The organism is Streptomyces sp. MspMP-M5, from assembly GCF_000373585.1.
Taxonomy (GTDB): domain Bacteria; phylum Actinomycetota; class Actinomycetes; order Streptomycetales; family Streptomycetaceae; genus Streptomyces.
Genome location: NZ_KB891884.1, coordinates 96,743 through 117,933 on the forward strand (window position 1 = coordinate 96,743; position 21,191 = coordinate 117,933).

Below are 21,191 nucleotides of genomic sequence, written 5' to 3' on the forward strand. Positions count from 1 at the left end.
CGAGCGGCCCCGCCGTCGAACATCCACCTACGATGGTCACCCGAAAGCACTGCCGGGGTGCCCGTGCGCAGCGTAACTTAACTGCCAGACAGCAGCCCGCGTACGAACCGTTCGAGGGGTCCCGTGACCGTCCATCCCAGCCTTCAGTCCTCCATCGATGCCTGGACTCACTCCATAGAAGCGATAACCGAGCTGGTGACACCGCTCGTCGAGGGGGAGTGGAACAGGGCGACGGACCTCCCAGGTTGGTCCGTACGCGACATCGTCTCCCATGTCATCGGCCTGGAATGCGAGATGCTGGGCGACCCCCGGCCGATCCACACGCTGCCGCGCGATCTCTACCACGTGCGCACCGAATCGGCCCGCCGGATGGAGGTCCAGGTCGACGTCCGCCGGCACCACACCGCGCCGGAGATGCTCAGCGAGCTCGAATACACCGTCATCCGGCGTTCCCGGCAGCTGCGGAACGAGACCCGCCAGCCGGACAGCGTGGTGCGCAGTCCGCTCGGCGAGGAGCGCCCCCTCGAATTCGTCCTGGAACAGCGGGCGTTCGACGTCTGGGCACACGAGCAGGACCTGCGCCGTGCGCTCGGCAAGCCCGGCAACCTCGACTCGCCCGGCGCGCTGGTGACCCGCGATCTGCTGGTACGGGTCCTGCCCGGCATCGTCACCAACCGGGCCAAGGCGCCGGCCCGTTCGGCGGTGGTCTTCGACATCAGCGGCTCGATGGAGTTCATGCGCACCGTGCGGGTCGACGACGAGGGCAAGGCCACCGTCGACGGCAGCGTCTCACTGGGGCCGACGGTGACGCTGGCGATGGACTGGGACGCCTTCCACCAGCTGGCCTGCGGCCGGGTCCGGCCGGCTGCCGTCGCCGAGCAGATCAAGATCGACGGTGACCGGGAGCTGGCCCAGGCCATCCTCGACAACTTCGCGGTGACGCCGTAGCCGACCGGATCGCTGTTTCACGTGAAACCGAAGCCTTCGCCGATGCCGACAGTCTTCGCCGATGTCGACGCCGATACCGATGCCGGGGTGCCGCCCCGAGGCGCATGCGCCGGAGGCGGCATGGGCACCGGCCGCTCTCAGGCCGGGACGTGCACAGCCTCGACCCTGCTGACGACCAGCCGCTCCCGCTCGCGCCGGGCCGCCCGGCTGCGCAGCCGCAGGATCTGGGTGACGCCGAGCGCCTCCAGCACGAAGACCGAGGCGAAGGCGATCCGGTAGTTGTCGCCGGTGGCGTCGAGGAGGACGCCGACGGCGAGCAGGGTGGTCATCGAGGCGGTGAAACCGCCCATGTTGACGATGCCGGACGCGGTGCCCTGGCGCTCCGGCGGGTTGGCCGGCCGGGCGAAGTCGAAGCCGATCATCGAAGCGGGGCCGCAGGCGCCCAGCACCGCGCAGAGCACGATCAGCAGCGCCATGGGCGCGTGCGCGGCGGGCCAGCTCAGGGTGAGCGCCCACAGCAGGGCGGTCGCCACGACAGTGCCCAGCGCCAGCGGCATACGGGCCGGGTGGTGGCGGGCGATGACCTGCCCGTAGACCAGGCCCACGGCCATGTTGGAGAGCACGACGAGGGTCAGCAGCTCGCCGGCCGTGCCACGGGAGAGGCCCTGGGCCTCCACGAGGAACGGCAGGCCCCACAGCAGCAGGAAGACCATCGCCGGAAACTGCGTGGTGAAGTGCACCCACATGCCCAGCCGGGTGCCGGGCTCGCGCCAGGCGTCGGTGATCTGCCGGCGGACGAACGCCGCGCCGCCGTGCTCGCGGGGCGCGGCCGGCGGGGCGAAGCCCTCCGGGTGGTCCTTGAGGAAGAGCAGCAGCAGGACCAGCACGGCGATCCCGCCAAGGGCGCTGCCGGCGAAGGTCGTCGTCCAGCCGAAGGTGTGCAGCAGCCGGGCCAGGACGAGCGTGGAGATGAGGTTGCCCGCCATCCCGACCAGGGCGGCGATCTGCGCGATCATCGGGCCACGGCGGGCCGGGAACCACCGGGAGCCCAGCCGCAGCACGCTGATGAACGTCATCGCGTCGCCGCAGCCCAGCAGCGCCCGTGAGCCGAGCGCCATGGCGTACGAGTCCGAGAACGCGAAGCCGAACTGCCCGGCCGTGTACAGGATCACGCCCAGCGCCAGGACCTTCTTCGCGCCCAGCCGGTCGACCAGCAGACCGACGGGTATCTGCATCCCCGCGTAGACCAGCAGCTGGAGGATGGAGAAGGTGGAGAGCGCGGAGGCGTTGATGTGGAAGCGGTGCGCGGCGTCCAGGCCGGCCACGCCGAGGCTGGTGCGGTAGGTGATCGCGACGAAGTAGACCGCGACGCCGATGCCCCAGACGGCCATCGCCTTCCGGCCGCCGGGCGGGTCCGAGGGCAGCAGCCGGGCGCCGCCGGAGCCTGTGCCGCCGCCGATGGAACTGCTGCTGCCGGCGACGCCGTCGGCACTGCCACTCATCGCTCGTCCCCCTGCGCGAGATTGCGGACCCAGCTGACGTGCCGCTGCACGGCGTCGGTGGCGGCCTCGGCGTCACCGGCCCGCAGCGCCTCCAGGATTTCGGTGTGCTCGGCGATGTTCTTGGCGATCCGGTCGGGGTGGGCGTGCATCACCGCGACGCCCATCCGCAGCTGTCGGTCGCGCAGTTGCTCGTAGAGGCGGTCGAGGATCTGGTTGCCGGCGCTGCGCACGATGGCGGCGTGGAAGGCGCGGTCGGTGACCGACACGGCGGCCAGGTCGCCCGCCGCGGCCTGCTCGCGCATGGTCTCCACCAGCTCGGCCAGCTCGCCGACCAGCGCCTCGGTGGCGGGCACGGCCTTGGCCGCCGCGTGCTTCTCCACCAGCAGCCGGGTCTCGACGACGTCGGCGATCTCCTGCGCGGAGACCGGCAGGACCAGCGCGCCCTTCTTCGGGTAGAGCCTGATCAGCCCTTCGACCTCCAGTCGCAGCAGGGCCTCGCGCACGGGGGTGCGGGAGACCCCCACGGCCTCGGCGAGCTCCCCTTCGGTGAGCAGCATCCCGCCCTCGTAGCGGCGCTCCAGGACGGCGTCCTTGATGTGGGTGTAGACCCGCTCGGCGGCTGGCGGCTGTTTGGCGGAAGCGGTGCCGGTCTCCCTTGTGGGGGCGGCGGGCGTGGGCGCTGAGGGCATGCACACAGGATAGATACAACAGATCGGTGGGCGGTACACCATTCCGCGATGCGGACGATCTCAGGGGTGTTTGTCCTGGTAGGGGCGTTATGGAGGCGGCTGGGGCTCACATCGAGCCACCGGCCGCCCTGTGTTCAGGCCGTCATCCGCCCCTGCGCGACCAGGCGGTCCACGACCTGGCGATGGGCGGGCGCGCAGCGCTCGAAGGACTCCGCGCGGTCGAACCACGCGTACTCGGCGATCTCCCGGCCGGGCGCCGGCTCGATGTCCTGGGGGCCGCCGGTGAAGCAGGTCATGTGGAGCCGGCGGCCGTTCTTGCCGTGCGCGACGTCGTGGACGACGAACGCCTCCGACAGTTCTTCGGCGGCGATCCGCAGCCCGAGTTCCTCGGAGAGCTCCCGGGAGAGCGCCTGGCGCGCGGTCTCCCCCGGCTCGTACTTGCCGCCGGGGAGGTAGAAGGTGTCGTTGCCCCGCGTCCGCACGCTCAGCAGCCGTCCGGCGCGCACATGCAGCCAGGAGACCGACCGCAGCGGCGCCTCGCGCTCCATGGTGAGCAGCGGGTGCCCGGTCCGGTCGTCGATCCGCCGCCCACCCTCGGTGAAGCCCAGGTGCGCGTAGAACCGCCGGGCACGGGCGTTCTCCTCGAAGACCTCCAGGGTCAGCGCGCCGTACCGCGCGGCCGCGTGCTCCAACAGTTCCCGGCCGATGCCACCGCCCTGCGCCTCGGGCGCCACGAACAGCCCGCCGATCTCGACGGCGCGGTCACCGCCACCGCCGACACCCAGCAGCCCGAGCAGTCCGGTGACGACCCCGTCGCGCTCGGCGACCCAGTTCTCCGCGCGGGCGAGATACACCTCGCGGAGGAGCCGGGCCCGCTCCCCTTCGCCTTCCCCCTCGATGAACGGATGCGCCTGCTGCGACGCCCTGGACCACAGGTCGCACACCGCGTCCTGATCTGCGTCGCGGTAGCGCCGGATGACCGTGTGACTGTTCATTCCGCCGACCGTAAACAGCCGGGGCCGCGGCGGCAAACCCATTCCCGTCCGGCGCCCGCCCCGGTCGGCAGGGGGACCCGAGGGGGATCCCGGGTCCGACTCAAGGTGTACGCGAGTCCGTACCTGACGCGTACGGAACGGGCCGGAATCCGTGGGTGAATGGAGGCACGGAGCCGATACGGCCTACCGCACAAGGGGAGTTGACCATGCAGTCCAGGACGCACACCGGCCGCCGCGCCCGCAATGCCGCCGTGCTGGCCCTGATCGTCGCCGCGGTCTGGGCGGGCGCCGCACTGACCCGTAGCGCCGCCGCACAGGCCGACCCGTCCGCACCGACCGGCCCGCTGGCGCACTTCAGCCGCGCGGTCGAGCTCGTCCGGGGCTGAGCAACGACAAGGGGCGGTGTTTCACGTGAAACGCACCGACCGTTTCACGTGAAACACCGCCCCCGCTGCCGTGACGGGCTCGGCCCGGCCGGTCAGTCCCGGCGGCTCACGCCCAGGTGATCAGCCGCTTGGGCCGCTCCAGGACCGCCGCGATGTCCGCGAGCAGCTTGGAGCCCAACTCGCCGTCGATCAGACGGTGATCGAAGGAGAGCGCGAGGGTGGTGACCTGGCGCGGCTTGACCTTGCCCTTGTGGACCCACGGCTGGAGCTTGATCGCGCCGAAGGCGAGGATGGCCGACTCCCCCGGGTTGAGGATCGGCGTACCGGTGTCGACGCCGAAGACGCCGACGTTGGTGATGGTGACCGTGCCACCGGCCATCGCTGCCGGAGAGGTCTTGCCCTCGCGGGCCGTCGCCACCAACTCGGCCAGCTCGGTGGCGAGTTGCGGAAGCGTCTTGACGCCCGCGTCCTTGATGTTCGGGACGATCAGCCCGCGCGGGGTGGCCGCGGCGATGCCGAGGTTGATGTAGTCCTTGTAGACGATCTCCTGATTCGCCTCGTCCCAGGCGGCGTTGACCTCCGGGTGCCGCCTGATGGCGACCAGGAACGCCTTGGCGACCAGCAGCAGCGGGTTGATCCGCAGCCCGGCCAGGTCCGGGTCCTGCTTCAGCTCCTGGACGAGCTTCATCGTGCGGGTCACGTCGACGGTGATGAACTCCGTGACGTGCGGCGCGGTGAAGGCGCTGGCGACCATCGCCTGGGCGGTGGCCTTGCGCACGCCCTTGACCGGTACCCGGCGCTCGCGGGCGGCGTCGAAGGCGACGACGGGGGCCGCCGCCGGGACGCCCGCCTCGGGTGCGGCGGGGGCGACGGCCGGCGCCTCGGCCGGTGCGGCGGCCGCGTGGACGTCGTCACGGGTGATGACGCCGCCCGGCCCGGTCGGGGCGACCGTCGCCAGGTCGATGCCCAGGTCCTTGGCGAGCTTGCGGACCGGGGGCTTGGCCAGCGGGCGTTCGCCGACCGGGGCCGAGGCGGCGGGCACCACGGGCGGCGCCGGAACGGCGACCGGGGTGGCGGCCGGCGCCGGCGCGGTCCGCCCGTTCAGCTCCGCCTGGAGCCCGGTGGTCACCGGCTCCGGCTGTGCGGGCACCGGCTGCGGCCTGCGCGCCCGGCGCTTGGTCGAGGACGGCGCGGCGCCGTAGCCGACCAGCACCGCCTGCCGGCCCTGCGGCTCGGCGTCCTCCTCGGCGTCCGCGGCGGTCGCCGCGGCCTCCGCGGCCTCCGCGGGCGGCACCTGGACGGGCCCGGCGCCGGGGTCGGTGTCGACCGAGATGATCACGGTGCCGACGTCGACGGTGGTGCCCTCGTCGAAGTTCAGCGTGTGCACCACCCCGTCGTAGGGGATGGGGAGTTCGACGGCGGCCTTGGCGGTCTCGACCTCGCACACGACCTGGCCGTCGGTGACGGTGTCACCGGGCTGGACGTACCACTTGAGGATCTCGGCCTCGGTGAGCCCCTCGCCCACGTCGGGCATCTTGAACTCGCGGATGCGCTGCGTGTTCGCGGCGCCGGCGGTCCCTGCAGTCATGGTCACGACTCTCCTCAGCCCTCAGTACGCCAGCGCGCGGTCAACGGCGTCGAGCACCCGGTCCAGCCCCGGAAGGTACTCGTCCTCCAGCCTGGACGGCGGGTAGGGGGCGTGGAAGCCGCCGACCCGCAGCACGGGTGCCTCCAGGTGGTAGAAGCAGCGCTCGGTGATCCGGGCCGCGATCTCCGCACCGGAGCCGAAGAAGACCGGCGCCTCGTGGACCACGACCAGCCGGCCGGTCTTCTCGACCGAGGACTGCACGGTGTCGAAGTCGATCGGGGAGATCGAGCGCAGGTCGACGACCTCGACCGACTTGCCCTCCTCGGCGGCGACCTTGGCAACGTCCTCGCAGACCTTCACCATCGGGCCGTAGCCGACCAGCGTGAGATCGGAACCGGTCCGGGTGACCCGGGCCCTGTGCAGCGGGTCCGGGATCGACTCGGTGTCCAGCCGCGACTTGTCGTGGTAGCGGCGCTTGGGCTCGAAGTAGATGACCGGGTCGTCGCCGGCGATGGCCTGCTGGAGCATCCAGTAGGCGTCGGAGGAGTTCGAGGGCGTGACGATCTTGAGGCCCGCGACATGCGCGAACAGCGACTCCGGGGACTCGGAGTGGTGCTCGACGGCGCCGATGCCGCCCCCGTACGGGATGCGGATGACGACCGGCATCTTGACCTTGCCGAGCGCCCGCGCGTGCATCTTCGCGAGCTGCGTGACGATCTGGTCGTAGGCGGGGAAGACGAAACCGTCGAACTGGATCTCCACGACCGGGCGGTAGCCGCGCAGGGCCAGACCGATCGCGGTACCGACGATGCCGGACTCGGCGAGCGGGGTGTCGATCACCCGGTCCTCGCCGAAGTCCTTCTGGAGCCCGTCGGTGACCCGGAAGACGCCGCCGAGCTTGCCGACGTCCTCGCCCATGACGAGGACCTTGGGGTCGGCCTCCATGGAGGCCCGCAGCGATGCGTTGATCGCCTTGGCGATGGTGATCTTCTCGTGGACGGCCATGGTCAGTTCCCCTCCGCGGCGGCGTCGGCGTCGGCGAAGGACGCCTGGTAGGCGGCGAACTGCGCGCGCTCCTCGTCGACGAGCGCGTGCCCGTCGGCGTAGACGTTCTCGAAGATCGCCAGATGGTCCGGGTCGGGCATCGCCCGTACCGCGTCGCGGACCCGCTTGCCCAGGGTCTCGCTCTCCTCGTCGATCGCCGCGAGGAACGCGTCGTCGGCGATCCCCTCGGCCTCCAGGTACTTCCGCAGCCGCAGGATCGGGTCCTTGGCCTCCCAGGCCAGCCGCTCCTCGTCGGCGCGGTAGCGCGTCGGGTCGTCGGAGGTGGTGTGGGCGCCCATGCGGTAGGTGAACGCCTCGACGAGCGTGGGGCCTTGGCCCGTGCGCGCCCGCTCCAGCGCCGCCTTGGTCACCGCCAGGCAGGCCAGGACGTCGTTGCCGTCGACCCGTACGCCGGGGAAGCCGAAGCCCTGGGCGCGCTGGTAGAGGGGGACGCGGGTCTGCTTCTCGGTGGGCTCGGAAATCGCCCACTGGTTGTTCTGGCAGAAGAAGACGACCGGGGCGTTGTAGACCGCGGAGAAGGTGAAGGACTCGGCGACATCGCCCTGGCTGGAGGCGCCGTCGCCGAAATACGCGATGACCGCGGAATCCGCGCCGTCCTTCTGCACGCCCATCGCGTAACCGGTCGCGTGCAGCGTCTGCGAGCCGATGACGATGGTGTAGAGGTGGAAGTTGTTGCTGTTGGGGTCCCAACCGCCGTTGTTGACACCGCGGAACATCCCCAGCAGGTTCGTCGGGTCGACGCCGCGGCACCAGGCCACGCCGTGCTCCCGGTAGGTGGGGAAGACGTAGTCGTCGTCGCGCAGCGCACGGCCCGAGCCGATCTGGGCGGCTTCCTGGCCGAGCAGCGAGGCCCACAGGCCCAGTTCTCCCTGGCGCTGGAGAGTGGTGGCCTCGGCGTCGAACCGCCGGGTCAGCACCATGTCGCGGTAAAGCCCGCGCAGTTCCTCGGGAGAAAGATCGATCGCGTATTCCGGGTGCTCGACCCGCTTCCCTTCCGGGGTCAGCAGTTGTACGAGCTCGTCCTGCTCCGCCTGGTCCGGCCGGGCGCTGTTCCTGGCCCTGGACTGCGTCTCCTTTTTCGCCGGCGACGCCTTTTTGGCGGTGGTGCGCTTGCTGCCGCCGCGGGCGGTTTTCCGCTCGGCAGTGCCTTCCACGGTCACGTGCTGCTCCTCCGTCTGTCCGGCCCCCGGGGTCCGCCGGTGGCCGTTTGCGGCTCACCCGGTATCCGATACGGCGCACGGGGTGTGTGCGAACGCGGCCGGATCCGGGTGGAACAAAGCGCCCCGGAGTGGCCTGCTCATTGCACGTTACCCATTGTCAAAGCCGAAGTGGAAATGGCGCTGACCTGCGATTTTGCTTGGATTTCCAAGTAAAACGCGAAGGCTGGGAACAACTCCTGGTCACAGCGTTGCAGGCCGCCGGGACAACGGCACGTTATATCGGTGACCTGGAGCACGGGAAGAGTTGATGTGTGAGACTGGAGAGGTGCGCGAAGACGGAAAAATCACTGTTTTCCTGCTCGATGACCACGAAGTGGTACGGCGGGGCGTCCACGAAATGCTGTCGGTCGAGGAGGACATCGAGGTCGTCGGCGAGGCCGGCACCGCGGCCGATGCCCTGGTCAGGATCCCTGCGACGCGTCCGGACGTGGCCGTACTGGACGTCCGGCTCCCGGACGGCAGCGGCGTCGAGGTGTGCCGCGAGATCCGCTCGCAGAACGAGGACATCAAATGCCTGATGCTCACCTCGTTCGCCGATGACGAGGCCCTGTTCGACGCGATCATGGCCGGTGCGTCCGGTTATGTCCTCAAGGCGATCCGGGGCAGCGAACTGCTCTCCGCGGTCCGCGACGTGGCGGCCGGGAAGTCGCTGCTCGACCCGGTGGCCACCGCCCGGGTCCTGGAACGGCTCCGCGACGGCAACGCCGCGAAGGGCGACGACCGGCTGGCCGGCCTCACCGAGCAGGAACGCAAGATCCTCGATCTGATCGGCGAGGGACTGACCAACCGCGTCATCGGCGAACGACTCCATCTCGCCGAAAAGACGATCAAGAATTACGTCTCCAGCCTGCTTTCCAAGCTCGGCATGGAACGCCGTTCGCAGGCCGCCGCCTATGTCGCCCGCATGCAGGCCGAAAGGCGCTGACACGACGGAAAACCCCTGGTCCCGGCCGTGGAGGTGGTTGTTCCGCGGCAGGACAGGGACCAACGTCCCACCCACCGGGGGGCGGCCGTCCCTATCCGGCGCCGCGCCGAACGGGCAGGGTGTGTCCATGCCCACCGACGTCTTCCGCGCCATCGAGCTGCTGAGCAGGACCCCCTACGGCCGGGTGTCGGCCAGCCGGCGGGCACTCCCCTTCACCACCGTCACCCGGCACCTCGTCGTCGACGACCGCGTCATCCTGCGGCTGCACCGCGGCTACGACTACCACCGGGCGCTGGACGGCAGCGTCGTCGCGTACGAGGCGGACAACGTCAACTGCGGTGCCCAGGACACCTGGTCCGTGCAGTTCACCGGCACCGCCCGGGTCATCGAGCCCACCCCGGCCGAGCGGGCGCTGTTCGGCCGCACCCCACGGCTGGCCGACGGGGAGCCGTACGACCCGGTCTTCCTGCGGATCGAGCCGGAGTTCGTGACGCTGCATCACCTCACGGATGTCCCGGTCTTCGGATATGCACACCCTCTGTAAGGCTTTCCGGGACACCCGCTCCACTGGGCGACGTTGATCTAACATCTGGCGCGTGCTGCGCTCATCTGTAGTCCGGTCGGCGACGACGCCCGACCGCGACACCCTCGGATCCCTGCTGCGCCACTACGACAGCGCCGGGGCACCGCTGTCCTGCGAGCCCGTCGCCGAGGGACTGCTCAACCACGGCTACTTCCTCGCCACCACCCGCGGCCGCTACTTCCTCAAACACCACCTCGACGGCGACCGCACCGCCCTCGCCCGCCAGCACCGCGCCACCCGCCGCCTCGCCGGCCTCGGCCTGCCGGTCGTCCCGCCCGTCACCGGGGCCGGCGGCCGGACCTTCACCGTGCTGGACGGCCGCTGCTACGCCCTGCACCCCTGGATCGAGGGGCGGCACCGGACCGGCGGGGAGCTGACCACCGGTCAGTCCCGGCGGCTGGGCGCCCTGCTCGGGCGCGTCCACACCACGTTGGAGCGGGTCATGGCCGACGAGCCGGCGCCGCCGCGGCCACCTGGCACGGACACCGCCGCCGACCCCGAGCGGACCTTCGAGACGATCGACGAACTGCTGGCGCTGGCCCGCGGCGCCCGGCCGCGCACCAGCTTCGATGAGCTCGCCGAGCACCGCCTCCTGGAGCGCCGGGCCCTGCTGGAGCGGCAGGCGCACCGCCGCCCGGCACCTGGCGCCGAGCCCGCGGCGGGCTGGGTGCACGGCGACTTCCATCCGCTGAACGTGCTCTACCGCGGCTCCGAGCCGGCCGCGATCGTCGACTGGGACCGGCTGGGCGTCCAGCCCCGCGCCGAGGAGGCGGTACGCGCCGCCGCGATCTTCTTCGTCCGCCCCTGCGGGACGCTGGACCTGGCGAAGGTCGCCGCGTACGCGAGCGCCTACCGCGGGGTGTGCGGAGCCGGTGCCGAGGAGCTGGCCGCGGCCGTGCACCGGGTCTGGTGGGAGCGGCTGAACGACTTCTGGATGCTCGCCTGGCGCTACCGGCTCGGCGACCGGCGCACCGATCCGCAGTTCCCCGCGGCGGCCGCGCTGGCGGTGTGGTGGACCCGCACCTACCCCGCCGTGCGGAGGGCGTTCACCGGCTGACGCGGGCGAGGCTCCGGCCCCGCCCGCGGGCTTCCGGTCAGCCTCCGGTCGCGCCGCCCAGCGGCGTGCTGCCACCGGTGTTGGAGCCGGTGGACGTGCCGCCGGTGTTCGTACCGCCCGTGTTCGTACCGCCGGTGTTGGTCCCGCCGTTGGTGGTGCCGCCGTCGGTGGTGCCCCCGTCGGTGGTGCCGCCGTCGGTCGTCCCGCCGCCCGTCGTCCCGCCGTCGGTGGTGCCGCCGTCGGTCTTGCCACCGGTGGAGCCGGTCGGCGGCTGCGAGGTCGGCGGCTGCGAGCTGGGCGGCTCGGACGACGGCGGGGTGCTGGGCTCGTGGCTCGGCCGGCGGGTGTAGGTGTTCCCGCCGCCGCTGCTGCCGCCCGGGTAGGTCTCCGGGGTGGTCGGCTCGTCGGTCGGCGGCTCGGTGGTCTCGTCGGACTTCGACGGCGAGGGGGACTGCGAGACCGGTGTCTTGGGCCGGTGCTCGGGGCCGGTCTTGTTCTGCAGCGCGAAGGCCACGCCCACGCCGATCGCGATCAGCGCCAGCACGGCGATCAGCCACACCTTGCCGCGGCCGCCCTTGGCCTGGCGGTATCCGCCCTCGAAACCGCCGTCGTCGTCCCGCACACCGGGCGTCAGCATCGGCTGCGCCGTGGTCTGCCCGGCGTCGGGGTGGGAGAGCGCGGTGGTCTCGGCGACCCCGCCGCGCAGGGCCATCGTGTGCCCGCCCTCGGGCAGCGCGACCGGGCCGGTGTTCCAGGTGCCGGTGTGGCCGCCCTGCTCGTGCAGCATCTGCAGCGAGTACTGGACCAGGCCGCGCATCTCCTCGGCGGTCTGGAAGCGGTCGTCGGGGTCCTTGGCCAGCGACCGCATGACCAGGCCGTCCAGCTCCGGCGGCACCGCATCGGCGACCTGGGAGGGCGGCACCGGCATGTCCTGGACGTGCTGGTAGACGACCGAGAGCGGGGTCTCGCCGGTGAATGGCGGCCGCTGCGCGAGGAGTTCGTACAGCAGGCAGCCGGTGGCGTAGAGGTCGGAGCGGGTGTCGACGGTCTTGCCGAGCGCCTGCTCCGGGGAGAGGTACTGCGGGGTGCCCATGACCATGCCGGTCTGCGTCATGGTCGACTGCGCGCCGTGCAGGGCGCGGGCGATGCCGAAGTCCATCACCTTCACGGCGCCGCTGTTGGTGATGATCACGTTCGCGGGCTTGATGTCCCGGTGCACGATGCCGTGCTGGTGGCTGTAGGCCAGCGCCTCCAGCACCCCGGAGACGATGATCAGCGCCTGGTCCGGCGGCGGGGCCTCGGCGTTCAGCAGCAGATCGCGGATGGTGTGGCCCTCGACCAGCTCCATCACGATGTACGGCACGGTGTTGCCGCCGACGAAGTCCTCGCCCGAGTCGTAGACGGCGACCACCGCGTGGTGGTTCAGACCGGCCACGGACTGTGCCTCGCGGGTGAAGCGGGCCTTGGACACCGGGTCCTCGGCGAGGTCGGCGCGCAGCAGCTTCACGGCGACGGTGCGGCCCAGGCGCACGTCCTCGGCGGCGAACACCTCCGCCATGCCGCCCCGACCCAGCCGGCGCGTCAGCCGGTAGCGGCCGTCACCGACCAGCCCGCCGTTGCCCCACATCTCCGGTGCGTCCGGGACACTGGAGCTGTTGGCGTCAGGATCGGACGGCCCCTGGGGGCTCTGCGTCGGTGCCATCGGTCCTCGCCGTCGAATCGATCCGCGTTACAGCGGTAAGGTCTCGGTCTTCGCTAGAGCACGCTACAGGTTCTGCGGCACCCACCGGTCCGTGGTGGACCGGCCATCAAACCTTCCTCTTACCAAGAGTCGCAAGTTCACCCGGGGTGACCGGGAGTGCGGAACCCTGACGGCCGTGACCGGATCTTGCACATCTGGTCACGGAACGGGCACACGGCTTGACGTGTCCGCGGCCTGGGGCAGACTTGGCTGCGGAAATCTGGATTTTGATCGCTGGACATAGGGCTGTACGCCCAGGGGGAAGCGGAACGATGAGCCAGGACGGCGCTCAGGGCCAATTCGAGGGCCGTTCGGTCGGCGGTGGACGTTACCAGCTTCGTGATCTTCTTGGTGCCGGCGGCATGGCGTCGGTGCACCTCGCCTACGACTCGGTGCTGGACCGCGAGGTCGCGATCAAGACACTGCACACCGAGCTGGGCCGCGAGCAGGCGTTCCGCGAGCGCTTCCGGCGCGAGGCGCAGTCAGTGGCGAAGCTCACGCACACCAACATCGTCTCGGTCTTCGACTCCGGCGAGGACGAACTCGACGGCGGCATGGTGCCGTACATCATCATGGAGTACGTCTCCGGCCAGCCGCTGCGTTCCGTGCTCGACGGCGACATCGCCCAGCACGGCGCGATGCCGACGGAAAAGGCGCTGAAAATCACCGCCGACGTGCTCGCCGCCCTGGAGGCGAGCCACGAGATGGGCCTGGTCCACCGGGACATCAAGCCCGGCAACGTCATGATGACCAAGCGCAACGTCGTCAAGGTCATGGACTTCGGCATCGCACGCGCCATGCAGTCCGGCGTGACCTCGATGACGCAGACCGGCATGGTCGTCGGCACCCCGCAGTACCTCTCGCCCGAGCAGGCGCTGGGCCGCGGTGTGGACGCCCGCTCCGACCTGTACTCGGTCGGCATCATGCTCTTCGAGCTGCTCACCGGTCAGCTGCCGTTCGACGCGGACTCCCCGCTGGCCATCGCCTACGCCCACGTCCAGGAAGAGCCGCCGGTCCCGTCGAGCATCAACCGCTCGCTGCCGCCGGCGGTGGACGCGCTGGTGGCCCGCGCGCTGAAGAAGAACCCCAACGAACGGTTCCCCACCGCCGAGGCGATGCGGGACGAGTGCCTGCGGATCGCCGGGTCCGGGCAGTCCGGGGCGACGCCGCTGATCATCAGCGAGGGGCCGCGGGCCCGCACCAGCGGCGCCTCGGTCTCCTCCGCGGTGTTCCCCACCGCCTCCGGCAACCCGCAGACCCCGGCGCCGCCGAACGTCCAGCAGCCGTACCAGCCGACGCAGGCGGCCTTCGGCCCCTCGACGCCGCCGCCGGTGAACAACGCCTACCCGACGCCCGCACCGGGCCCGGCGCCCACGCCCGCGCCGTTCGCCGGCGGCGGCTTCCAGGCCCCGCCGCCGACCTTCCCCGGGCCGCCCGCGCCGGTGACGGGCTCGATGCCGCCGGCCCGGCCGCGGAAGAACAACGGCCCGGTGATCATCGTCTCGGCGGTGGTGGGCGTGATCGTGGTGACCGCGATCGCGATCGGGATCGGTCTGAGCGCCGGGAGCGACGACGGTGGCGGCAGCGGCGGCCCGACGTACTCCTACTCCCCGTCGCCCACCGCCAGCGTGCGGCCGGAGGACAAGACGGCGACGATCCAGAGCACCGAGTGCACCAACCCGACGCCGAGCTACTCCCAGAAGGGCAAGGTCCTCTTCCCCGACTTCAAGTTCAAGAACCTGGAGTCGGTCGAGGCGTGCATCAGGGCCGCCGGCTGGCGATACAAGATCGTCAGGGAAGAGAACAACGCGCTCTGGGCCAAGAACTCCGTGACGGATCAGACCCCGGCGGCCGTCAGCTGGTGGGACCCCCGCAGCAACGACACCATCGAGCTGACCATCTCGTCGGGCCACGGCAACTGAAGTCAGCGACGCCCTGACAGCGGAGGGGCCGGCACGCAGTTCGCGTGCCGGCCCCTCCGGCCGTTACGGGCGTTGCGCCACGATCAGAGGTACGGGCCCGAGCGGGCGCCGCCGTCACCAGGCTGCTCCGGGTGGCCCTCCATGGGGGCGCCGGGCGGCAGTGCGCGGCGCATCTGCTCCAGCTGGGCCCGGGCGGCCATCTGCTGGGCGAAGAGCGCGGTCTGGATACCGTGGAAAAGCCCCTCCAGCCAGCCGACCAGCTGGGCCTGGGCGATCCGCAGCTCGGCCTCGGTCGGCACCGACTCATCGGTGAAGGGCAGCGAGAGCCGCTCCAGCTCCTCGACCAGCTCGGGCGCCAGCCCGTCCTCCAGCTCCTTGACCGAGCTGGCGTGGATCTCCTTGAGGCGCACCCGGCTCGCCTCGTCGAGGGGGGCGGCCTTCACCTCTTCCAGCAGCTGCTTGATCATGCTGCCGATGCGCATGACCTTCGCAGGCTGTTCGACCATGTCCGTCACCGGAATCTCACGGGGCTCCTCGCCCTCGTCCCCGCCACCGGAGCCGGCGCTGCCGAGCGCCATGCCGTCCGGGCCGACTACCAGGACGTGCTGGTTCTCCTGCGACCGTTCGTTCATCGGCATATCCATGCCGCCATTCTCTCGTACGGCAACTCCAGAACGGTGGTGCCCCTGTCAGAAGGTGATCCACCCTTTCAGGAACAGCGGATCATCGCGGCGCTTCCGAAGGGGGCGCCTGCTGGGACCCCGGTCTTCACCGCGTGTTGTTTCACGTGAAACCGCAGAGTCTGGGCTGAATCCGGGCTCAATCCCGGCTGTTTCACGGGAAACCGCGCCCTCCGCTCGTTTCACGTGAAACACCGGCTCTTCGTTTCACGTGAAACGGGCCTCAGCGACGGCGCAGCCGAAGGCCGAGGAAGGCGAGCCCCAGGCCGGTGAGCGCCATCCCGGCCCCCATCGGGAGCACCCGCTCGACCCGGGCCCCCGGAGCGTCGAGGGCGTAGGGGCCGGCCGCCGGATCCGGACCGGCCACGGTGCTGTCGGGCTTCGGCCGGGGAGCGGGCGACGGCGCCTGCCCATGCGGACTCGGGGCGGGGCCTTCTGCGAGATCGCGGGGAAGCGAGGGGGACGGCGGCGCCGTGTCGGGCGGGGCCCGGTGCGGCTTCGGCGCGGCCGAGGGAGCGCTGTGGTGCGGCCTCGGCGCGGGGCGGCTGGGCGGCAGCTGTACGGGGTCCGTGGCCGGGGGGCTCGGCGCCTCGGACGGCTCGGAGGTGTCCGCGTCCGCGTAGTCGTCCAGCACGCTGTCGTCGGGGTCCGGGAAGGGGTCCGCGCGCCAGAGGAAGGAGGGACCGAACGGGTGATGCCGGTGCGGGTGCCGCGGGACGTGGGGGAACGCGCCGGCGTGATGGTGCGCGAAGCCGGACAGGGCGCCGGTGAGGCGGAGCAGGCGGTCCGGCAGGTCCCGGAGGCCGTCGGTGCCGGGAAGGTCCGGCAGCCGGTCGGGCAGGCCGGGAAGGTCGGGGTACAGCCGCGCCAGACGCTCCGCGGACAGGGGGAGGTCCGCCGTGTAGGCGTCGAGGGACTCGTCGGGGCGGGCGGCCGGGGTGGCCTTGTGGTCCACGGCCAGCGCAGGGCCGGCAATCATGGAGACGGGCAGGGCGGCGGCGACCACCAGCAGACTTGTGGCGATGCGCGTACGGAATCCTGGAGCGACCACGGTGCCCCTCCCGTGCCGAGCCGTCGAGTGACGTGCCCAGCGTCACACGGCGGGTGAACCGCGGCATCTCGGGCCGGTCCGCCGGGGGACCGGCCGGCACGGGGAGGGGCGAGGGGCGCTCGGGCCCCCGGAAGCGACGGGCGGCGGGCCCTCAGACGGCCAGGATGACCTTGCCGAAGTGGCTGCTCGCGTCCAGGACACGGTGCGCCTCGGCGGCCTCCGCCATCGGCAGGGTGCGGTCCACGATCGGGCGGACCTGGCCGTTGCCGATCAGCGGCCAGACGTGCTCCCGGACGGCGGCGACGATGGCCGACTTCTCGCTCACCGGGCGGGCCCGCAGTCCGGTGCCGGTGATCGCGGCGCGCTTGGAGATCAGGGCGGCGAGGTTGAGCTCGGCCTTCACGCCGCCCTGCAGCCCGATGATCGCCAGCCGGCCGGCGACCGCCAGGGCCTTGACGTTCCGCTGGAGGTACTTGGCACCGATGATGTCGAGGATGACGTCCGCGCCCCTGCCCTCGGTGGCCTTGCGGATCTCCTGGACGAAGTCCTGCTCGCGGTAGTCGATGAGGATGTCGGCGCCCAACTCGGCACAGCGGGACAGTTTTTCGGGGCCGCCCGCGGTGACCGCGACCCGCGCGCCGACCGCCTTGGCGAGCTGGATCGCCATGGTGCCGATGCCGCTGGCGCCGCCGTGGACCAGCAGGGTCTCGCCGGGCCGCAGATGCGCGATCATGAAGACGTTCGACCAGACGGTGCAGGCCACTTCGGGGAGCGCGGCGGCGGTGACGAGGTCGACGCCGGGCGGCAGCGGCAGCACCTGGCCGGCCGGCACGGCGACCTTCTCGGCGTACCCGCCGCCCGAGAGCAGCGCGCAGACCTCGTCGCCGACCGCCCAGCCGTGCACGCCGGGGCCGACCGCGGCGATCCGCCCCGCGCACTCCAGGCCGGGGTACGGGGAGGCGCCGGGCGGCGGATCGTAGAAGCCCTGGCGCTGGAGCAGGTCGGCGCGGTTCACGGCGCTGGCCGCGACCTCGATCAGGACCTCGCCCTCGGCGGGCTGCGGATCGGGCACTTCGGCCCAGACGAGGGCTTCGGGGCCACCGGGCTCAGGGATGGTGATCGCTCGCATGGGCGCGAGGCTACTCGCCGACCGGCCAGGGAGCGAAAGGGCAGGGCGCCCTCCCGCTGCCGGTCACGGCCCGCGGAGTCCGGTCGCCGGCGCCCCGCCCGACCGTCCGTCAGTCGTCCGCCGGGCGCATGGGGGAGACCGCGGTGCCGGGCAACGTCGGCCTGGCGGACGGCTTCCCGGAGGCGGCGGGCTCCTCCGCCGGGGCGGCGCGGACGATGGTGATCAGACGGTCCGCGGTCTGCAGCGGGCTCGCCTGGGGGTCGTCGTAGCCCAGCAGCCGGTGGCCGCGCAGAACGGAGACGACGAGGTCGTCGGTCTCCCGGACGGACCTGCCGACCTCGGCCTTGACCACCGGACGTTCTACCAGGTCCAGTCCGCTGCCCTGCTGGATCAGGTCCTCCATGACGGCGCCCGCGCTGGGGCTGTGCACCGAGAGGCCCAGCAGCCGGCCGGCCGCGCTGGCCGAGGTGATGACCGCGTCGGCACCGGACTGCCGCAGCAGCGGTGCGTTCTCCTCCTCCCGCACCGCGGCGACGATGTTGGCGTGCTTGTTGAGCTGACGCGCGGTCAAGGAGACCAGGACGGCGGTGTCGTCGCGCTGGGTGGCGATGACGACCTGGTGCGCGCGCTGGATCTCGGCCCGCAGCAGCACATCGCTGCGGGTCGCGTCGCCGACCACGCCGGCGAAGCCCTCGGACACCGCGGACTCGACGACCTTGGTGCTGGGATCGACGACGACGATGCGGTCCCGCGCCAGGCCGGTGGCCCGCAGGGTCTGCGCGGCGGACCGGCCCTTGGTTCCGTAGCCGACGATGACGGTGTGATCGCGCAAGGCGTTTCTCCAGCGTGTCAATTTCCACTGCTCGCGGGTGCGCTCGGTCAGGACCTCCAGCGTGGTGCCGACCAGGATGATCAGGAACAGCACGCGCAGCGGCGTGACCAGCAGGATGTTCAGCAGCCGGGCGCCCGGGCTGTAGGGGACGATGTCGCCGTAACCCGTGGTGGAGAGCGTGACGGTGGCGTAGTAGACGCAGTCGAGCAGGTCGAGGGGGCCACCGGCGTTGTCGTGGTAGCCGTCGCGGTCGATCCAGACGATGAAGACCGTCGCGACGAGCACCAGCAGGGCCATCATCAGCCGCCGGGCGACCTGCCGTATCGGCGCCTTCGGGGCTCGGCGGGGCAGTATCACCCGGTGGGAGCGGTCCTCGGCGACCTCGCGTGCGGCGGCGTCGTGGGACGGGAGCTTCACGGGGCGCCTCCGGAGGGGGCCGCCGGGTCGTAGGAGGTGTCCGGGGGCGGCCAGCCCGCCGACCAGCCCGCCGGCCAGGGCAGTTCGAGGAGTTCGACCTCGGTGCCGCGCTCCGCGCCGCCGGGCGGGACGACGGCCAGCGCGTCGGCGGCGGCGATCCCACGCAGCATGGCGGGCCCGTGGAAGTGCAGCGGCGAAGCCACCATCCCGTGCCGGTCGTCGTCGCGGTACGCCACCGGGACGAGCCGGGTGTCCTGCGGATGCCCCACGGCCGCGGCGGCCAGCGGCACCCGGTACGGCGCCGCGGGGTGGCGGGCGGCGAGCGTGCGGAGCAGCGGTTCGGCGAGGGTGAGCAGGCCGGACACCGCGGCCAGCGGGTTGCCCGGGAGGCCGACGAGGTGCCGGCGCGGTGCGAGGCGGGCCAGCAGCATGGGGTGGCCGGGGCGCACCGCCACGCCGTCCACCAGAAGCTCCGCGCCGAGCCGCCGGAGCGTGGGGTGCACATGGTCGACGGGTCCGGAGGCGGTGCCGCCGGTGGTGACGACCAGGTCGGCGGTGGAGCCGGCCAGGGCGTCGTGGAGCGCGTCGGCGTCGTCGCCGAGGTGGCGCGGGGCGGCCGTCTCGGCGCCCAGGGCGCGCAGCCAGGGCACCAGCATCGGGCCGAGCGCGTCACGGATCCGGCCGCCCTCGGGAAGTCCGCTGCGCAGCAGCTCGTCACCGAGGACGAAGACCTCGACGCGCGGGCGGGGGTGGACGGAGAGCTCGTCGTAGCCGGCCGCGGCGGCCAGACCGAGGACCGCGGGGGTCACCGGCGTGCCGGCGGGCAGCAGCTGGTCGCCGCAGCGGCACTCCTGGCCGCGCGGGCGGATGTCCTGGCCCGGCGGCACCGGCCGCGGTGCGTACAACCGGGCCCGGCCGTCGGGGAGTTCGAGGATCTCGCCGTGTTCGCTGCGGAGCACGGCGGTGGCGCCGACCGGGATGCGGGCTCCGGTGGCGATGGGGAGCGCATGGCCGTCGGGGAGCACCGCGGGGGCGTCGTGACCGGCGAGGATGCCGGCGTCCGGGCCGCTGTCGGCATCGTCCGGCGCACGGTCGATGCGCCAGGGGCCGGGGCCGGCGACCGCCCAGCCGTCCATCGCCGAGGTGTCGAACGACGGCAGGTCGGTGAGGGCCACCAGGGGGGCGGCGAGGGTGCGGCCGAGGGCGTCGGCGAGCTCGGCCGTGCCGGGGCCGGGCGGCTCCTGCAGCGCGTGTTCGGCGCGCTCGCGGGCCGTGCGCCACGAGGTGGCGGGGTGGCCCGCCGGCCGCCTGCCGGGGCCGGCGGGACGGCCCGGATCGACGCCGGCACCCGGTTCGCCACCGCCGCGGGACACTCCCCCGCCGTCGGCGGGGTGGGCGCTGGTCGCGGCGCCGCCGGGCGGCTGGTCGGCGGCGCCGGGTCGGCGGGAGCCGGGGGCGACGCCGTTGGCCAGGGCGAGCGCGTCGGCGAAGTCGTCGCCGAACGGGTCGCCGCGCTCCCGGTCGGTCATTCCGCGGGCCGAGCGTCGTCAGCCGGGGCACCGGAACCGGCCGCCCGCGCCGCGGCGGCCTCCTCGGCGGCGGCCTCGGCCGCCCAGCGGTCGGCCAGCGCGCCGATCTGCCGCGACAGCTCCGCCACATCGCGGTCCTGCCGGCCGGCCGCGTAGCCGATCAGAAAAGTCGTCAGCGGCGCGGCCGGGCGGGCCACGCCGTGCGCCGCGTCCCGCGCGAGGTCGAGAAGTGCCGCCGTGTCGACATCGAGGTCGATGCCGAGTTCGGCCTTGACTGCGGTGATCCATTCGTCCAGCACGAGTCCATGCTCCCTGATCCGGGCGCGCGCCGTGCCGAGGTCCTCCCAGGTGTCGCAGTCGAAGGAGGCCGAGGACGTGGGATCCGGAATGCGGACGAGCGCCAGCGCGGACAGCAGGGGGCGCAGCGGCAGGCCGGTCAGGGTGCCGTGAGTGGTCCGCAGCCGGTCCAGTTCGCGGCGCAGCGGCGCCGAGCGGTAGGCGGCCACCAGCGGCTGGTCCCGCCCTTCGGCGTCGCGCAGCAGCGCCCCGTCCCGGAGCGGGGCGCCGCCGGCGGTCGCCGCCTCCAGGAGGGCGCGCACCGTCCCGGTCGTCAGGAACGGCAGATCGGCGGAGAGGACCAGCACCGTGGGGGCGGTGGTGTGCCGCAGTCCGGCGTCGAGCGCGGCGAGCGGGCCGCCGCCGGGCGGATCTTCGAGGGCCTGGACCACGGGGCGCACGGTCGGGCGGGCGGGGCCGACGACGACGCTGACGCCGGCGTCTGGGCAAGCGGCCAGGACCCGGTCCAGCAGAGCGCGGCCGCCGACCGGAAGGGCGGGTTTGTCCGCCCCGCCGAGCCGTCGGGCCGCGCCGCCGGCCAACACGATCGCGTCGTGGTCGGTGTGGTCGTTCACCCCTTGAGTATCGCCGGGGGC

General features: G+C 72.3%; 19 protein-coding genes. 6 read left to right on the top strand and 13 right to left on the bottom strand.

Annotated features, from left to right (window positions below):
- The first annotated feature begins 123 nt into the window (after positions 1-123).
- Complete coding sequence (locus B073_RS0112820; RefSeq protein ID WP_026247320.1) at positions 124-948, top strand: maleylpyruvate isomerase family mycothiol-dependent enzyme; 825 nt, start codon at positions 124-126, stop codon at positions 946-948.
- Between the two features lie 137 nt (positions 949-1,085).
- On the opposite strand, the gene B073_RS0112825 is transcribed toward B073_RS0112820, so the two are convergent.
- The 3 genes from B073_RS0112825 to B073_RS0112835 form a co-directional block, all read right to left on the bottom strand.
- On the bottom strand, positions 1,086-2,339 hold the full coding sequence (locus B073_RS0112825) for an MFS transporter (protein ID WP_037811597.1): 1,254 nt from the start codon (positions 2,337-2,339) through the stop codon (positions 1,086-1,088).
- 107 nt (positions 2,340-2,446) lie between these two features.
- Positions 2,447-3,139, bottom strand: a complete 693-nt coding sequence (locus B073_RS0112830; protein ID WP_018538500.1) for a GntR family transcriptional regulator — start codon at positions 3,137-3,139, stop codon at positions 2,447-2,449.
- Positions 3,140-3,273: 134 nt separating this feature from the next.
- On the bottom strand, positions 3,274-4,134 hold the full coding sequence (locus B073_RS0112835; RefSeq protein ID WP_018538501.1) for a GNAT family N-acetyltransferase: 861 nt from the start codon (positions 4,132-4,134) through the stop codon (positions 3,274-3,276).
- Positions 4,135-4,340: 206 nt separating this feature from the next.
- Here B073_RS0112835 and B073_RS0112840 point away from each other — a divergent pair, with 206 nt between their 5' ends.
- Positions 4,341-4,520 (top strand): hypothetical protein, encoded by a 180-nt coding sequence (locus tag B073_RS0112840; protein ID WP_018538502.1) that lies wholly within the window; start codon positions 4,341-4,343, stop codon positions 4,518-4,520.
- A gap of 106 nt (positions 4,521-4,626) precedes the next feature.
- Here the strand turns inward: B073_RS0112840 and B073_RS48755 are convergent, their stop codons facing one another.
- Genes B073_RS48755 through pdhA form a run of 3 tightly spaced genes read right to left on the bottom strand, consistent with a single transcriptional unit; the run spans position 4,627 to position 8,333 of the window.
- Positions 4,627-6,108 (bottom strand): dihydrolipoamide acetyltransferase family protein, encoded by a 1,482-nt coding sequence (locus B073_RS48755; RefSeq protein WP_018538503.1) that lies wholly within the window; start codon positions 6,106-6,108, stop codon positions 4,627-4,629.
- A 21-nt stretch (positions 6,109-6,129) separates the two neighbouring features.
- Positions 6,130-7,113 (bottom strand): alpha-ketoacid dehydrogenase subunit beta, encoded by a 984-nt coding sequence (locus tag B073_RS0112850; RefSeq protein ID WP_018538504.1) that lies wholly within the window; start codon positions 7,111-7,113, stop codon positions 6,130-6,132.
- Between the two features lie 2 nt (positions 7,114-7,115).
- A complete protein-coding gene (gene pdhA / locus B073_RS0112855) occupies positions 7,116-8,333 on the bottom strand; it encodes a pyruvate dehydrogenase (acetyl-transferring) E1 component subunit alpha (protein WP_018538505.1) in 1,218 nt (405 codons plus the stop codon).
- Between the two features lie 325 nt (positions 8,334-8,658).
- On the opposite strand from pdhA, the gene B073_RS0112860 reads away from it, so the two are divergent.
- From B073_RS0112860 to B073_RS0112870, 3 genes are all read left to right on the top strand, one after another.
- Positions 8,659-9,318 (top strand): response regulator, encoded by a 660-nt coding sequence (locus tag B073_RS0112860; protein ID WP_026247322.1) that lies wholly within the window; start codon positions 8,659-8,661, stop codon positions 9,316-9,318.
- A 127-nt stretch (positions 9,319-9,445) separates the two neighbouring features.
- Positions 9,446-9,862, top strand: coding sequence for a pyridoxamine 5'-phosphate oxidase family protein (locus tag B073_RS0112865; RefSeq protein ID WP_018538507.1), 417 nt, complete (start codon positions 9,446-9,448; stop codon positions 9,860-9,862).
- Between the two features lie 52 nt (positions 9,863-9,914).
- On the top strand, positions 9,915-10,958 hold the full coding sequence (locus B073_RS0112870; RefSeq protein WP_018538508.1) for a phosphotransferase: 1,044 nt from the start codon (positions 9,915-9,917) through the stop codon (positions 10,956-10,958).
- A 37-nt stretch (positions 10,959-10,995) separates the two neighbouring features.
- Here B073_RS0112870 and B073_RS39925 read toward each other — a convergent pair whose 3' ends face one another.
- Complete coding sequence (locus tag B073_RS39925; RefSeq protein WP_037811572.1) at positions 10,996-12,660, bottom strand: protein kinase domain-containing protein; 1,665 nt, start codon at positions 12,658-12,660, stop codon at positions 10,996-10,998.
- Positions 12,661-12,971: 311 nt separating this feature from the next.
- On the opposite strand from B073_RS39925, the gene B073_RS0112880 reads away from it, so the two are divergent.
- Positions 12,972-14,621, top strand: a complete 1,650-nt coding sequence (locus B073_RS0112880) for a protein kinase domain-containing protein (protein ID WP_026247323.1) — start codon at positions 12,972-12,974, stop codon at positions 14,619-14,621.
- An 83-nt stretch (positions 14,622-14,704) separates the two neighbouring features.
- Here the strand turns inward: B073_RS0112880 and B073_RS0112885 are convergent, their stop codons facing one another.
- The 6 genes from B073_RS0112885 to B073_RS0112910 all read right to left on the bottom strand — a co-directional run bounded on the left by B073_RS0112885 (position 14,705) and on the right by B073_RS0112910 (position 21,170).
- Positions 14,705-15,265: a bacterial proteasome activator family protein gene (locus B073_RS0112885; protein ID WP_026247324.1), complete on the bottom strand. Its 561-nt coding sequence runs from the start codon at positions 15,263-15,265 to the stop codon at positions 14,705-14,707.
- 259 nt (positions 15,266-15,524) lie between these two features.
- The gene (locus B073_RS0112890) at positions 15,525-16,352 is read right to left on the bottom strand and encodes a hypothetical protein (RefSeq protein ID WP_158690122.1); all 828 of its coding nucleotides are present in this window, start codon (positions 16,350-16,352) and stop codon (positions 15,525-15,527) included.
- Positions 16,353-16,503: 151 nt separating this feature from the next.
- Positions 16,504-17,481: an NAD(P)H-quinone oxidoreductase gene (locus tag B073_RS0112895; RefSeq protein ID WP_018538512.1), complete on the bottom strand. Its 978-nt coding sequence runs from the start codon at positions 17,479-17,481 to the stop codon at positions 16,504-16,506.
- A 109-nt stretch (positions 17,482-17,590) separates the two neighbouring features.
- Positions 17,591-18,730, bottom strand: a complete 1,140-nt coding sequence (locus B073_RS0112900) for a potassium channel family protein (protein ID WP_018538513.1) — start codon at positions 18,728-18,730, stop codon at positions 17,591-17,593.
- Positions 18,727-20,259 (bottom strand): molybdopterin molybdotransferase MoeA, encoded by a 1,533-nt coding sequence (locus tag B073_RS0112905; protein WP_018538514.1) that lies wholly within the window; start codon positions 20,257-20,259, stop codon positions 18,727-18,729. Before B073_RS0112905 ends, B073_RS0112900 begins: the two co-directional genes overlap by 4 nt.
- Positions 20,256-21,170, bottom strand: a complete 915-nt coding sequence (locus B073_RS0112910) for an NTP transferase domain-containing protein (protein WP_018538515.1) — start codon at positions 21,168-21,170, stop codon at positions 20,256-20,258. Before B073_RS0112910 ends, B073_RS0112905 begins: the two co-directional genes overlap by 4 nt.
- Between the last annotated feature and the right edge of the window lie 21 nt (positions 21,171-21,191).

Excerpts from the sequence above, each read along its gene's own strand:
- B073_RS0112825 (WP_037811597.1), bottom strand. The coding sequence starts at position 2,339 with ATGGCCGTCTGGGGCATCGGCGTCGCGGTCTACTTCGTCGCGATCACC.
- B073_RS0112830 (WP_018538500.1), bottom strand. The coding sequence starts at position 3,139 with ATGCCCTCAGCGCCCACGCCCGCCGCCCCCACAAGGGAGACCGGCACC.
- B073_RS0112835 (WP_018538501.1), bottom strand. The coding sequence starts at position 4,134 with ATGAACAGTCACACGGTCATCCGGCGCTACCGCGACGCAGATCAGGAC.
- B073_RS0112840 (WP_018538502.1), top strand. The coding sequence starts at position 4,341 with ATGCAGTCCAGGACGCACACCGGCCGCCGCGCCCGCAATGCCGCCGTG.
- B073_RS48755 (WP_018538503.1), bottom strand. The coding sequence starts at position 6,108 with ATGACTGCAGGGACCGCCGGCGCCGCGAACACGCAGCGCATCCGCGAG.
- B073_RS0112850 (WP_018538504.1), bottom strand. The coding sequence starts at position 7,113 with ATGGCCGTCCACGAGAAGATCACCATCGCCAAGGCGATCAACGCATCG.
- B073_RS0112865 (WP_018538507.1), top strand. The coding sequence starts at position 9,446 with ATGCCCACCGACGTCTTCCGCGCCATCGAGCTGCTGAGCAGGACCCCC.
- B073_RS39925 (WP_037811572.1), bottom strand. The coding sequence starts at position 12,660 with ATGGCACCGACGCAGAGCCCCCAGGGGCCGTCCGATCCTGACGCCAAC.
- B073_RS0112880 (WP_026247323.1), top strand. The coding sequence starts at position 12,972 with ATGAGCCAGGACGGCGCTCAGGGCCAATTCGAGGGCCGTTCGGTCGGC.
- B073_RS0112885 (WP_026247324.1), bottom strand. The coding sequence starts at position 15,265 with ATGGATATGCCGATGAACGAACGGTCGCAGGAGAACCAGCACGTCCTG.
- B073_RS0112895 (WP_018538512.1), bottom strand. The coding sequence starts at position 17,481 with ATGCGAGCGATCACCATCCCTGAGCCCGGTGGCCCCGAAGCCCTCGTC.
- B073_RS0112905 (WP_018538514.1), bottom strand. The coding sequence starts at position 20,259 with ATGACCGACCGGGAGCGCGGCGACCCGTTCGGCGACGACTTCGCCGAC.